This window comes from Methanobrevibacter sp., from assembly GCF_017431965.1.
Lineage (GTDB): Archaea > Methanobacteriota > Methanobacteria > Methanobacteriales > Methanobacteriaceae > Methanocatella.
Genome location: NZ_JAFRKB010000070.1, coordinates 1 through 14,108, shown reverse-complemented (window position 1 = coordinate 14,108; position 14,108 = coordinate 1). Strand labels below are relative to the sequence as shown.

At 33.7% G+C, this 14,108-nt stretch carries 15 protein-coding genes and 1 tRNA gene; 14 read left to right on the top strand and 2 right to left on the bottom strand.

All coding sequences use genetic code 11. The features are described from left to right. Positions 1-162 precede the first annotated feature (162 nt). From IJI93_RS10195 to IJI93_RS10160, 8 genes are all read left to right on the top strand, one after another. On the top strand, positions 163-537 hold the full coding sequence (locus IJI93_RS10195; protein WP_292822695.1) for a hypothetical protein: 375 nt from the start codon (positions 163-165) through the stop codon (positions 535-537). Between the two features lie 52 nt (positions 538-589). After that, a tRNA-Arg gene (locus IJI93_RS10190) sits at positions 590-663 on the top strand. A 20-nt stretch (positions 664-683) separates the two neighbouring features. Beyond that, positions 684-1,940, top strand: coding sequence for a tRNA pseudouridine(13) synthase TruD (gene truD / locus IJI93_RS10185; protein ID WP_292814354.1), 1,257 nt, complete (start codon positions 684-686; stop codon positions 1,938-1,940). Positions 1,941-1,948: 8 nt separating this feature from the next. Continuing rightward, on the top strand, positions 1,949-2,467 hold the full coding sequence (locus IJI93_RS10180) for a zinc ribbon domain-containing protein (protein WP_292814356.1): 519 nt from the start codon (positions 1,949-1,951) through the stop codon (positions 2,465-2,467). Positions 2,468-2,476: 9 nt separating this feature from the next. Beyond that, positions 2,477-2,866, top strand: coding sequence for a DUF126 domain-containing protein (locus IJI93_RS10175; RefSeq protein WP_292814358.1), 390 nt, complete (start codon positions 2,477-2,479; stop codon positions 2,864-2,866). Positions 2,867-2,873: 7 nt separating this feature from the next. Next, complete coding sequence (locus IJI93_RS10170) at positions 2,874-4,085, top strand: amidohydrolase family protein (RefSeq protein ID WP_292814360.1); 1,212 nt, start codon at positions 2,874-2,876, stop codon at positions 4,083-4,085. Further along, positions 4,082-4,873, top strand: coding sequence for a nitroreductase family protein (locus IJI93_RS10165; protein ID WP_292814363.1), 792 nt, complete (start codon positions 4,082-4,084; stop codon positions 4,871-4,873). The genes IJI93_RS10170 and IJI93_RS10165 overlap by 4 nt, the downstream gene beginning before the upstream one ends. Before the next feature lie 70 nt (positions 4,874-4,943). Beyond that, positions 4,944-7,436, top strand: coding sequence for a heavy metal translocating P-type ATPase (locus IJI93_RS10160; RefSeq protein ID WP_292814368.1), 2,493 nt, complete (start codon positions 4,944-4,946; stop codon positions 7,434-7,436). A 5-nt stretch (positions 7,437-7,441) separates the two neighbouring features. Here IJI93_RS10160 and IJI93_RS10155 read toward each other — a convergent pair whose 3' ends face one another. Further along, on the bottom strand, positions 7,442-8,296 hold the full coding sequence (locus IJI93_RS10155; RefSeq protein WP_292814371.1) for a hypothetical protein: 855 nt from the start codon (positions 8,294-8,296) through the stop codon (positions 7,442-7,444). A gap of 8 nt (positions 8,297-8,304) precedes the next feature. Further along, a complete protein-coding gene (purB, locus tag IJI93_RS10150; RefSeq protein ID WP_292814374.1) occupies positions 8,305-9,654 on the bottom strand; it encodes an adenylosuccinate lyase in 1,350 nt (449 codons plus the stop codon). A gap of 156 nt (positions 9,655-9,810) precedes the next feature. Here purB and IJI93_RS10145 point away from each other — a divergent pair, with 156 nt between their 5' ends. The 6 genes from IJI93_RS10145 to trpD all read left to right on the top strand — a co-directional run. Then, a complete protein-coding gene (locus IJI93_RS10145) occupies positions 9,811-10,014 on the top strand; it encodes a helix-turn-helix transcriptional regulator (RefSeq protein ID WP_292814377.1) in 204 nt (67 codons plus the stop codon). A gap of 445 nt (positions 10,015-10,459) precedes the next feature. Next, positions 10,460-10,885 (top strand): CPBP family intramembrane glutamic endopeptidase, encoded by a 426-nt coding sequence (locus tag IJI93_RS10140; protein WP_292814381.1) that lies wholly within the window; start codon positions 10,460-10,462, stop codon positions 10,883-10,885. A gap of 35 nt (positions 10,886-10,920) precedes the next feature. Next, the gene (locus tag IJI93_RS10135; protein ID WP_292814384.1) at positions 10,921-11,319 is read left to right on the top strand and encodes a hypothetical protein; all 399 of its coding nucleotides are present in this window, start codon (positions 10,921-10,923) and stop codon (positions 11,317-11,319) included. Between the two features lie 91 nt (positions 11,320-11,410). After that, a complete protein-coding gene (gene trpE, locus IJI93_RS10130) occupies positions 11,411-12,907 on the top strand; it encodes an anthranilate synthase component I (RefSeq protein WP_292814387.1) in 1,497 nt (498 codons plus the stop codon). Beyond that, complete coding sequence (locus IJI93_RS10125) at positions 12,904-13,488, top strand: aminodeoxychorismate/anthranilate synthase component II (RefSeq protein ID WP_292814391.1); 585 nt, start codon at positions 12,904-12,906, stop codon at positions 13,486-13,488. Before trpE ends, IJI93_RS10125 begins: the two co-directional genes overlap by 4 nt. Next, positions 13,485-14,108: anthranilate phosphoribosyltransferase (gene trpD / locus IJI93_RS10120; RefSeq protein ID WP_292822693.1), on the top strand; the 624-nt coding region annotated here is incomplete at its 3' end. The genes IJI93_RS10125 and trpD, both read left to right, overlap by 4 nt.

Here is a 14,108-nt window from a genome sequence, read left to right as displayed (position 1 = left end):
AATATTTTGAATATATTAATTGTCTAAGTGCGATTGCGTGCAAAAGCACTTCTGCACACTTCCAAATTTTTTATTTATTTTGAACTCCAATTTTGCAACATGTTAGATGATAAAGGAAATTTTTTTTTAATAGAGTCAATTTTAGCTATTGCGATTCTTTTAATGGCAATTTTTGTTGTAAACACTGTTATTAGTATATCAAGTCCTGATTACTCTTATGATAGTAGGGATTTCAAAACAGCTCAGGATACTATGGAAATTTTATCGGGTAAGGTTAATTTCACTGATGTAAGTTTTATTGGAAGCATTTCTGATACTTTAAAAGATAATAAAAATTCAAAAAAATCCGTTAAAGAAGTTTCTGAGATTTGTAAAAATAAGTTTAAAAGCCTTGGTATCGAAAATTACCAGTTCAGTGAAAATAATGTTTTAAATGGTAAAGTATTGGCGTTCAAAGGTGATTATTCAAATGCTGCTAATGTATCGCAAGCTACTAGAACCTATGGTGAGTATTCATATACCTTGTCGGTATGGTAATAATTTAAATACTATAAAAATAATATATTTGTTTGTTATCTTATTTTGTTTAGCCCCGATGGTGTAGTTTGGATAACACATGGGACTGCGGATCCCATTCCCCGGGTTCAAATCCCGGTCGGGGCATTATTATTTCCGTGATTATTATGTTAAATGCTAACACTTATGTTACATCCCAAAAAGGTATTGGTGGGACTATTAGAAACCAATATGAAGATTTTTATGTAGAAGAAATTCCTGAAATAACTCCTGAAGGCGAAGGTCCGAATGTTTATGTCTGGATTGAGAAACTTGGAAGGACCACCTTGGATGTGGTTTTGGATATTGCCCGTGATTTGCACATTTCAAGAAAAAGAATGGGCTTTGCAGGAATGAAAGATAAAAAGGCCATTACCCGCCAATGGATTTGCATAGCAAATATGGATTCTGAAGAGCAATTCAAGCAAGTTGAAAACTTGGATATTTATAAAACCGATTTTTTAAAGGTTGTTCGTGGCCGTAAAAAACTCAGAATGGGTCAGCTTAAAGGAAATAAATTCAAAATTCTCATTAAGGACTTGGATGATATTGAAAAAAGCGCAGAAATTGCAAACGATGTTTTGGGAGAACTTGAAATAAAGGGCGTTCCTAATTATTTCGGATGGCAGAGATTCGGAAAGCCAAGAACTATTACTCATTTGGTTGGCGAAGCACTGGTTGAAAATGATTTGGAAAAAGCTGTTGGGAGATATATTGGAAATCCAACAGAAGATGAAGGTGAAGACAATCAGAAGGCGAGACAGGCATATGATGACGGAAATCTTGAAGAAGCTCTCACTCTAATGGGTAAAGGAATGCGTTATGAAAAAATGATGATTAAGGAGTTAATCCGAGACTCCAAAAAAGGTGAGCTGACTGATCAGTCTTATATGAATGCTCTGCATGCACTTCCAAAACCGCTGCAGAGGATGTTTGTTCATGCTTATCAATCTTATTTGTTTAATGAAGCTGTAAGCAATCGTGTAGCTATGGGAATCGATAAATATGTTGAAGGAGACATTATCATTGATAATGAGGAAAATATAGTCAGAGATAAGACTCCCAAACAATATCAGGAATTGATTACAGACTTTAAGGCAGATCCGACTTGTCCCTTGTATGGTACAAAGGTTCCATTTGCAGGAGGCGAAGTCGGCATTATGGAAGAAAATATCTTAAAGAATTATAATCTTACCAAAGAGGATTTTAAAGTCCCTAAAATGCCACGTTTGGGAAGTCATGGCCTTAGACGTGCGATGCGTTTTCAGGTATGGGATGCAAAAGCAACCCCTCAAGAGGAGGGTGTTTTATGTGAGTTTTCAATCAATAAAGGCTCATATGCAACTGCCGTTTTAAGAGAAATCATGAAAAAGGATGTTATTTAGGTGAAATTATGGTAATATGTCCAGATTGTGGAATGGAGGTTCCAGATACAAAATTCTGTAGAAATTGTGGAGCATATCTTGCTGGTGAAACTCAAATAGTTAATGTGGAATCTAGCCAAACAACAGAAGATGTGCATGATGTTAAAACCGAGAAAAAGAAGTACTGTTCTAATTGCGGATTTGAATTAAATGGAGACTTTAAATTCTGTCCAAATTGCGGATATGATTTAAAAAATAGGGTTGTTAACAATAATGCCAATAGGAACGTTGTAAACGCATATGAAGAGAAAAATATTGTTTTAGCGATTATTTTAAGTGTTATTTTCCCGGGATTAGGTCAATTCTATTTAAATTTGAATCATAAAGGTATAATATTTTTAATTGGATACATTGTATCTGCATTTTTAGTATTTTTTGTTATTGGGTTCTTATTAGTATTTGTTATATGGATTTGGGCATTGGTGGACACTATCCAGTCTACAAATGCTTTAAATGCTGGTGAAAGTGTAGAAGATAGGTTATTTTAAAGTGATTTTATGATTGAGTGTAGAAGTATTGCAAAAGGAAAAGGTAAAGGAGAACTGATTGTTTCATCAGAACCTATTAGTTTTTTAGGCGGTGTAAATCCGGAAAATGGTGAAATAATTGATCCGAATCATGAACTAAAAGGAAAAATAATTAAAGATAAGGTTCTGTTTATTCCTGGTGGTAAAGGGTCTACTGTTGGTTCTTATGTAATTTTTCAGATGATGAAGAACAACACTGCTCCAAAAGCAATTATCTGTCTTAATGCTGAGCCAATAATTGCTACTGGTGCAATAATGTCTGATATTCCTATGGTGGATTCACCGGCTAACATTAAAGATTTAACCGATGGAACTTTAGTGGAAGTTGACGGGGATAACGGAACAATAGAAATATTGTAGTGATAATATGCAAACTCTAATTGAAAACGTAAACATCATTAATCCATTTGAAGAAGTTAAAACTTCACAAAATGTTTTAATTGAAAATAATATAATTAAGGAAATTTCCTCTTCAAAAATTAATGTTAAAGATGCCAATTTAGTTGATGGGCAAGATAATTATTTGCTTCCGGGATTTATAGATTGCCATACGCATATTTTTGCAAAGGGTTTTCACAAACAGGAAAACATGGCAAATCCTTTGGGAATTCATTTCTATAATGCAGTTCCCCATTCTATACAAACATTAAATGCAGGTGTTACTTCAATTAGGGATTGCGGGTCTGCTGATTTAAGTTTTAAATTAGCTCAAAAGAGAAGATTATTCCCTGCTCCAAAAATCCATCTGTCAATTACTCCTCTGGTCATGACTGGTGGTCATTTCGATTTGTTTTTACCCTCCGGCTTTGATATGGAGATAATGTATCCTGGTTTTCCAAAGGGAAGATGTGATGGTGTTGAAGAGGTCATAAAAAAGACTCGTGAAGTTAAAAGGGCAGGCGCTGATTTTATTAAAGTAATGTGCAGTGGAGGAGTTTTAACTACAAATACTTCGCCGGAATTTCCACAATTTAATAAAAAGGAACTTAAGGCTATTGTTAAAGAAGCTTCTGCAAACAATATGGGTGTTTCAGCCCATTGCCATAGTCTCAAAGGAATGAACAATTGTATTAAATCAGGATTTACATCAATTGAGCATGGTACTTTTATTGATAGGAAAACAGCTAAAAAGATGGTTGAAAAGGATGTTAATCTGGTTCCAACACTTTTGGTCCATCAATTTTTATATGAAAACGGTTTTCCTGCATGGGACAGTTACGCCGATGAGAAAACAGAAAAATTAAAGGAAATCGTTAAAGTTCACAAAGAAAATATTGCCGTTGCCTATGAGGAAGGCGTAAACATTTTAATGGGTACAGACAGTGGCGTAATTCCTCATGGTCATAATTTAGAAGAATTGGTCCACTTGGTTGATATTGGAATGTCTCCTCAAGAGGCAATAGCCAGTGGAACAGTCAAAGCAGCAGAATTTTTAGGCCAGGACAACCTGGGTTTGGTTAAAGAAAGCTATGCTGCTGATTTAATTTTGGTAAATTCAAATCCTTTAGAGGATATTTCTGTTTTAAGCGATAATGAGAATATTTTAAATGTTATTCAAGATGGTGTTATAGTAAAATGAAGTTAATCATTGATGAAGATCTTTGTAATGCCTGCGGTCAATGTTCAAAAGTATGTATTCGAGACAATATTGTAGTCAATGACTTCGCTGTTGAAACAGGCAGCAACTGTTTTGAATGTGGTCATTGTATGGCTGTATGTAAGGTGGGAGCGATAACTCTAAAAGCATTTCAGGGAAATGAAGATAGGATAGTTGAGTATAATCCCCGAAAAATCCCAGTTGGCTACGATGATTTGCTTCAGTTTTTAAAACAAAGAAGGTCTGTCCGCTGGTTTAAAAATAAAAAAATAGATAAATTAACATTTGATAAATTATTTGAAGCTGCTTATTACTCACCATCAGCACAAAACGAACAGGATGTTGAATTTGTCGTTTTGGATGAAAAATTAGATGAATTCATGAATCTTGTATATGATATTATTAAAATCGAAGAGGAAAAATTTTTCAGAATCGAAGAATTTGGAGATTATTTAAAGGATTCCTCTTCAAAAGAATTCCATCCTCTGTTGTGGGAGGGAAAACAGCTTATTTTAACTTTTTCAACTGATAAAACAAGTGCTGTTATAGCTAATACCAGATTGGAATTGCTTGCTTATTCTTTAGGTCTTGGAGGATTTTATTCTCTGTTCATTTTAAAAGCTGATGAAATTGACCACGATCGGCTAATGGAATTTTTCCCAGAAATCGATTCAGACAAACACATGTATTCTTCTTTTGTAATCGGCTATCCGAAAGTGAAATTTAGAAGAACCATTCCTCATAGTGAAATTGATGTAATATATAAATGACTTTTTGTTTTACCTAAACTTTTATTATAGATAAATATAAAACTATTGTTATAATTAATGGGGGATTGTCATGGCAAAGTCAAAACACATGGACGTTCCGATTGAAGGTATGCATTGTGCATCCTGTGTTTTAAGTGTAAATAAAACTTTCGAAAAGGTTGACGGTGTGGAAGATGTTGATGCCGATTTGGCTTCAAATAAGCTTCACATTACCGTTAATCCCAAAAAAGTTTCTTATGATGAAATGGATAAATTAGTTAAAAACTTAGGTTTTGAACTCCATTCAGATGAGATGACTTTAAGAATTCAGGGTATGCATTGTGCTTCATGTACAATGAATGTTGAGAATTTTTTAATAAGATTGGATGGTATTTTTGATGTTAAAGCAGATTTGACCTCTCAGTCTGCAAAAATAAGGTATGATTCATCTAAAGTGGATTTGGATGAAATTGAAAAAGTAATCGAATCACTGGGCTTTGAACTTTTAGGAGTTGAAGGGCAAAGCGAAATTGATGAAGAAGCTATTTATCAGAAAGATTTGGCCGAAAAGCGTAACAGAATCATTGTAGGTTTAATATTTTCAGCTATCTTAATGATTTTAATGTTTAGTGGATGGGATCCGTTAATGGGTCTAACAGATTCCATTAAACAGTCAACCGGACTGAATATATCTTCAATGGGATTATTATCCTTGCTTGTAAGTATTGCTCCATTTTTATATGTTTCCTTACCAATCTTAAAAGCTGGTGGAAATGGATTAATGCACAAAAATCTGAATATGGATGTGATGTATTCCATGGGTATTATGGTGGCATACGTTTCAAGTATTTTAGGTACTTTTCACATTGTTTTAGACCATTCTTTCATGTTTTACGATTCCGCTGTAATGCTTCCTTCATTTTTAATGATTGGAAGGTATCTCGAAGCAAGAGCTAAAAAAAGAACTTCAGATTCAATAAGGGAGTTAATTGGTCTTCAACCTACTGTTGCAACAGCTATAGAACTCGATGAAAATGGTGAAATTGCATCTCAAAAAGAAGTTTCAATTGCAGATATTGTAATAGATGACTTGTTGTTAGTAAAACCTGGAGACAAGATTCCTGTCGATGGTGATGTTGTTGGCGGGGAATCATATGTCGATGAGTCAATGATTAATGGTGAGCCAATACCTAAAGTTAAAAAAGATGGTGAAGAAGTATTTGCAGGAACAATTAACCAGGACGGTGTGTTATATATTAAAGCACAAAAAATCGGAAAAGAAACTGTATTGTCAAATATTATCCGTTTAGTTGAAAAGGCACAATCCTCAAGACCTCCTGTTCAGAAATTTGCAAACACAATTGTAAGTTATTTTATTCCTGTAATTTTAACAATAGCTCTCGTTGTATTCCTAATATGGTATTTTGTATTGGGAGCTTCTTTGTTGTTCTCATTAACATGTCTAATTTCAATTTTGGTAGTTGCCTGTCCATGCGCATTGGGACTGGCCACTCCGACCGCAGTTACTGTTGGTGTTGGAAGGGCGGCTGAGTTCGGTATTCTAATTAAAAATGGTGATACTTTAGAAAATGCCGGACAAATTGATGTGGCTGCTTTTGATAAAACCGGAACAATAACAGAAGGAAAACCTGAAGTTGACGATATAATTGCTTATGGAATATCTGACAGTCAATTAATCCAGCTTGCAGCCAGTGTGGAACAGAATTCCAATCATCCTATTGCAAAAGCAATTGTTAATAAAGCTAAAGAGATGGGTGTGGAATTCGATTCAACAAGCACTTTTGAAAATGTCACAGGTAAGGGTTTGAAAGCCCAAATAAATGGAAGTGATGTTTTTGCAGGCAATTTGGCGTTAATGCAGTCTAATGATATTGATGTTTCAGATGAATCAATCGACAAATACCATGAACTTGAAAGCTTAAGCAAAACCATAATTTTCATTGCACAGGATAAATCCGTAAAAGGTATTTTGAGTTTGTCTGATAAAATCAAAGCTAATTCCAAAAGAACAATCGACGAATTGCATAAGATGGGTGTTGAGACTTATATGCTCACAGGTGACAATGAATCAACAGCACTCAATGTTGCCCGTGAAGTTGGAATTGATAATGTACGTGCTGGAGTTCTGCCTGAAAATAAATTGAGCATTGTAAAAGAAACACAGGCAAATCATACCAAAAAAGTATTGTTTGTGGGAGATGGAATTAATGATGCTCCTGCATTAACACAGGCAGATATTGGTGTTGCCATGGGTAATGGAACAGATATTGCTATGGAAAGCGGAGATATTGTTGTAATGGAAGGGGATTTGGAAAATGTGGTTGCAGCAGTCCAATTTTCTAAAAAAGTAATGAGAAGAATTAAAGAAAATATATTCTGGGCATTTGCATACAATTCAATTCTGATTCCTATTGCAGCAGGTGTTTTATACCCTGCATTTGGTATAACATTTGAACCGGCTTTAGCGGGTTTGGCTATGGCAATGAGTTCGGTTACTGTCATCACATTATCTTTAATGCTTAAAAGATATGTGCCTGAAATAAAAAGAAAGAGTAAAAATTAATTGGTCTATTGATCAATTAATTCCAATTTTATTTTTCCAAGTTTCGGTGCAAGGAAATTATAGAATATTGCTATAAGGATACCATATATAAATAAACTGATAAATCCTACAATAACATTAATAAGGAAGGATAAGATTTCTCCACCGCTGATTAATGTTATTAATGCACTGATTAAGTTTAATACACCTCCAACCACTGCAAAAACAATACCTAATTTCAAGGTGTCTATAGATTCGATTGCAGTCATATTATCTTCTTTTGTTAAGTTAAATACCGCACCTCTTCCAGTATTTGCAAGGATATTGTAAATGTAAGTTCCAAGCAAAACAAACACGAATGAAATTATAAATGTGCCGAATATTATCATTGCAATAATCATTGGTTGACTTATAAGCATTAATATTTGGTAAATGCTGTATGCTATCATTTCCTGGCCGGAAAACATTAAAGTTTGCATTATTGAACTAAGCAGCAATGGTAAAATGAAGGATGATGCCAAATAAATCAATATTACCTGTATTGTTATTATCATTGCAATTATGATTGCTGTTTGTGTAGTTGAAACTTTAATTAGTTCTTTTTCATCTGCAAATGCCAATTTGATTGTATTTACCTTTTTAGATATAATGTTAAAAAGGAAACCTTCACAGAATGCATTGTAGATTGTATACATGAAAGTACCTACAATTATTGTTGGGATGAGGTACAGTGACACTCCAATAGAACCTGGACTTGCAATTCCAATTCCTATTACGATAGCTATTGAAGAGATTATTGAAAACAGTACTGCAATAGCGGTCATAATTATTGTAAATGAAGCCAAATTCACTGATTTTAACTCTTTAATACTTGTGCTCATTTTTTCACCTAGAACCAGTCTTTAGATTTTTCAAGCAATTCGTCAATGATTATGGAGATTGATCCGACATAGGTGTGAGGGTCCATAATTTTTTCAACATCATCTTCGGTTAAATATTTTTGAACTTCCTCATCTTCTAAAATCAGTTCTCCTAAGAGTAATTTTTCTTTATTGGCTTTAATTGCATTTTTTCTTACAATTCCATATGCGGTCTGTTTTCCCATTCCTGCACGTGTAAGTTCTGCCATCAATCTTTCAGCCATAATCAACCCGTTAGTCAAGTTCAGGTTTCTTTCAATGTTTTCATCATAGAATATTAAGTTATTCATTAATTTAATTGTCAAGTTTAAGATGTAATCGGTTAGTATACAGCTTTCAGGGAACATGATTCTTTCACATGAAGAGTTGGTCAAATCTCTTTCATGCCAGAGAGGGTTGTTGTCTAATGCTGCATTAACATATGATTTGATGATTCTTGCAACACCACAAATCCTTTCAGCAGTAATCGGATTCATTTTGTGTGGCATTGTACTGCTTCCGACTTGTTTTTCAGGATCGAAATATTCTCCGACTTCCATTAGCTCAGTTCTTTGAAGGCTTCTAATTTCCAATCCGATTTTATCAAGGGTACTTGCGATATTTGCGAGCACGCTAATAAACTCTACATGGTTGTCTCTTTGAACAACTTGGTTTGTAATTGTAGCGGCAGGAAGGCCTAATATTTCAGCAACGGTTTTATGGATTTCCCAACCTTGCTCACCTAATGCGGCGGTGGTTCCTACAGCACCGTCCATCATACCGATACAGACATTTCCTTCAGCATGTTTCAATCTTTCGTATTGTCTGTGAAGTTCATCAGCCCAAATACCGAATTTCATACCGTAGGTTGTCGGAAGCGCATGTTGTCCGTGTGTACGTCCGATGCATACTTTCATTTTATTTTCTTCAGTTAATTTGAGCATTATTTTGGTTAATCTTTCTAATTTTTCTTTTAAAACTTCAATTGAGTCACGAATAAGCAATGAATTTGAACTGTCTACAATATCGTTAGATGTTGCTCCGAAGTGCACATATTCTCCTGCGCCATTTTCACATACTTCTGTGATTCCTTTGGAAAGTGCAGCAATGTCGTGGTTAGTTTCAGCTTCAATAGCTTTAACTCTTTCTAATTTTACATATTCTGTTGTAGCTTTAGCGGCAATTTCATCAGCAACTTCCTGAGGAATTATTCCTAGTTTTCCTTCAGCCTGTGCTAATGCAGATTCCACATCTAACATTCTTTGCAGTTTGTTTTCTTCTTCCCATATTCTTTTCATTTCTGGGGTACCGTACCTAAATTCAATAGGATGTATAGCCATTTTTTATCATCTCATTTTAATTCATTAATCTATATTATATATTTTAATCATTCTGTCTATTATATTTTAATTATAATTTACAAAACATTTATATTACTTTATCTAAAAATATTAATACAACCTATATAATCTGAAGATTATATGATAGGTGAGCATATGGAAACAAAAATACGGCAGTTTCGCCACGAAAAAGGCATGACTCAACAGGAGCTTGCCGAAGCTGTTGGCGTGACTCGTCAGACAATAAACGCATTAGAAAACGCTCGTTATAATCCTTCCTTATTATTGGCCTATAAGATTACAAAGATTTTGGGCAAAGGTTCTATTGAAGATGTTTTTGTGTTAACTGAAAACGATTGAATGAGATTTCGGAATTGGTATTTTATTTGTTGTTTTGTTAAAAAGTGTGTTGTTTTTCTATGTAATTTATCTTTTACATAATGATTCTAGTTTTGGTAACATGTCTTTATTTAATGACGCTTTAAAGGAGATTAAAATTAAAAACCTTTCGATTTTTATTATTATTGTCTATCTAGTTTTATTTGTTCTGTCAAACTATGCTGGTATAGGCAGTATCAAGTGGATTTATTTGATAATCATTTGTTATTTCATTTTTAAATTAAAAAATTCTCTTAAATGGATAAAAAATGATATAATTGGCATATTTGATAAGATTCAGTTAAAATATGTTTTACTAATCGTGTTTTTAAATATTTTCTTCTCTTATGGAATGCTGTATTTTTCCAATGCACTGATTAATAATTTTCCATTTCTGGATTTTCTTATCAGTTTTTCAATTCCTTCAATGTCAATATCTGGATATGTCCCGATTATAGGCGGTCTTGTATCAACAATTGTTATTTCTCCAATATCTGAAGAGTTAATCTTTAGGGGAGTATTTTTAAATAGGCTGAAGCCGTTCGTTCCAACAGTATTTGCAGTATTGATATCTTCATTGCTTTTTGCATCACTTCACAGTTTTGGAAGCATTATTTCTGCGTTTGTTTTTGCGGTTTGTATGGCAATTCTGTATATTAAAACTGAAAATATCTTTGTTCCTATTATTGCTCATTTTTTAAACAATCTATTCGCCGAGATAATTAGGATAGCTGATTTTAACCAGTTATTATTTTCAAATAATCTTGTAATTGCAGTAATGAGTATTTTGGCTGTAGTTTCTGCGGTTATTTTATTAATTTCAATTATCGGGGAATTGAATAAAATTAAATAATAAAAAATCATAGATATTCTTAAAGGAGTTTTAACATGGATTTAAAGAAAATTGGAATCGCTCTTATATTTATCGGAATTGTTGTTACAATTGTATATATTGGCAATGAAAAGATTTTCGTTCCTGCATTGACAGTAACTGTTTTAGGGTTCTTTGTAACTGTTGTCGGTTATATTAGTGATATCCGCAAAAGAAAAATCATTAATGACCAGCTCGACAAAGATATTGGTTCTATCCTTCAACCTTTAATTACCAAATATTCCAATTTAAATAAACAGTATAGGAGTCAATTTGAGGGTGAAGAGTATGCTAAAAAACGATTGGAGTTAAATAAGAATTTGGAAAAGGAAATTTCTGAAAAACTTCCTTATCTGGAAAGTCGAGAAGTTAAAAAGATTGTTATTCAGTTTAGTCAGGAACAGGACAAAATGTAACAATATTTTTTTTAAAAAATTTTGTAATGTACAAAAAGTTACAACAAGGCTTTAAATAGTACATTGTCCTAATATTAAATTAAGTGATTATATGTTTTCCCCAAGTTTAGAAGAAGTAAAAGATATTTCAAAAAATAAGGAGTATAAGCGAATACCTGTATCTTATGAATTATTTTCAGATATAGCTACTCCTGTAGAGGTTTTAAGAGTTTTAAAAGGAATCAGTAACCATTGTTATATGCTGGAGAGTATTGAAGATGCTGAAAAATGGGGAAGATACAGCTTTTTAGGTTTTAATCCGCTATTGGAATTTACCTGTCAAAACGGTGTTGTCCGCATTAGAGGTGATGAAAACTTTGAGGAGTTCAATGATAATGAAGTGGTTATCGAAACCGATAATCCCAGCGAAATCATCAAAGATCTGGTTAAAAAGAACAAATCTCCAAAACTAGATTATTTGCCTCCATTTACTGGTGGTTTTGTTGGTTATTTTGCTTATGATTATATAAAATATGCCGAACCTTCTCTAAAATTGGATGCTGAAAATCAGGATCAGTTTAAAGATATTGATTTGATGTTGTTTGATAAAGTTGTTGCTTTTGATAACTTTAAGCAAAAAATAATTTTAATTGCTAATATAAAAACCGATGATTTGGATGGAAATTATCAAAAAGCTTGTAAAGAATTAAAAGACATTGCGGACTTGATAAAAAATGGTAAAAAAGCTGATATAGAACCATTAAAATTAAAATCAGATTTTAAACCTGTATTTTCACGTGAAAAATATTGTGATATGGTTTTAAAAGCGAAACATTACATTAAAGAAGGAGATATTTTCCAGGTTGTACTGTCTAACAGAATTGAAGCTGACATCTCCGGAAGTTTATTTGACACGTATAGGGTTTTAAGAACCACCAATCCTTCTCCATACATGTTTTATTTCTCAAGTAATGATATTGAAATTGCTGGAGCTTCTCCAGAAACCTTGGTTAAACTGACAGATAAAAAATTATACACATTTCCGCTTGCAGGAACAAGACCTCGCGGAAAAACAGAAAAGGAAGATTTGGAGTTGGAAGAAGAATTGTTGGCCGATGAAAAGGAATTGGCCGAACATAACATGCTGGTTGATTTGGGACGTAATGATATCGGCAGAATTTCTGAGATAGGTTCTGTTCATGTTGATAAATATTTGTCTGTTGAGAGATTTTCTCATGTGATGCATATCGGATCCACTGTTAGCGGAATTTTAAGAAGTGATTTGGACTCACTTGTAGCTATTGATTCTATTCTTCCCGCCGGAACATTATCCGGAGCTCCAAAAATTAGGGCTTGTGAAATCATTAATGAACTTGAAGACAACAAACGTGGAATTTATGGTGGGGCAATAGGTTATGTTGACTTAAGCGGGAATATAGATACCTGCATTTCAATTAGAATAGCTTTTGCAAGAAATAATAAAGTTTTCATACGTTCCGGTGCAGGTATTGTTGCAGATAGCGTTCCTGATAAAGAGTTTGATGAATGCTTAAATAAGGCAGCAGCAGTAATTAATGCACTAAAAATTGCAGATGGGGGAATAGAATGATTCTTTTAATTGACAATTATGACAGTTTTTCATATAATCTATTTCAGCTGATTGGTGAGGTCGAAAGAGATATTGCTGTTTTTAGAAATGATAAAATAACAATTGATGAGATTTATGATTTAAATCCGGATGCAATAATATTGTCTCCAGGTCCGGGAAAACCTGAAAATGCAGGAATTTGTGAAGATATTGTCCTGGAATTTCATGATAAAATTCCGATTTTAGGTGTTTGTTTGGGCCATCAGGCAATCTGTGAAGCTTTTGGAGGAAATATTTCACATGCAAAAAGGTTGATGCACGGAAAATCATCGGATATTTCTCTGGATTATGATTATCTGTTTAAAGGTCTTCCAAGTGAAATCAATGTTGGAAGATATCATTCATTGAGTTTAGTCAAAGATACAGTTCCTGATTGTTTGGAGGTCATCTCTAAAGCCAAGGATGATGGCGAAATCATGGCAGTTAAACATAAGGAATTTAATGTATATGGACTTCAGTTCCATCCGGAATCAATATTGACTCCTGATGGTTTAACAATTATAAGCAATTTTTTAGAAAAAGTAGATAAGGGGATTTTATGATTAAGGAAGCTATTTTAAAAGTGTATAAAAAACAAGATCTAACATATGATGAAGCTTACCAGACTATGGATGAAATTATGAGTGGTGAGGCAAGTGAGGTGCAGATGAGCGCATACTTAACCGCAATGTCCATGAAAGGTGAAACAATTGACGAAATCACTGCATCTGCCGAAGCTATGAGAGCTCATTGTGTTAGATTATTGAATGATGAGGATGTTTTGGAAATTGTTGGAACTGGAGGTGATGGTTCAAACACGTTTAATATATCAACAACATCTTCAATTGTCATTTCCGCAGCAGGAGTTCCGGTAGCCAAGCATGGAAACAGATCAGCATCCAGCAAATGCGGGGCTGCTGATGTACTTGAGGAATTAGGTGTTAATATTTACATTGAACCGGAAAAAAGCTTAAAATGTCTAAAAGAAATTAACTTGTGTTTTTTGTTTGCTCAAAACTATCATTTGGCCATGAAATATGTTGCCGGAGTGAGAAAAGAACTTTCTATAAGAACAATTTTCAATATTTTAGGTCCTCTCACCAGTCCTGCAGGGGCCAGTATGGAAGTATTGGGAGTTTATGAAAAAGAACTTGTAGAACCTTTAACAAAAGTTTTAAAAAAT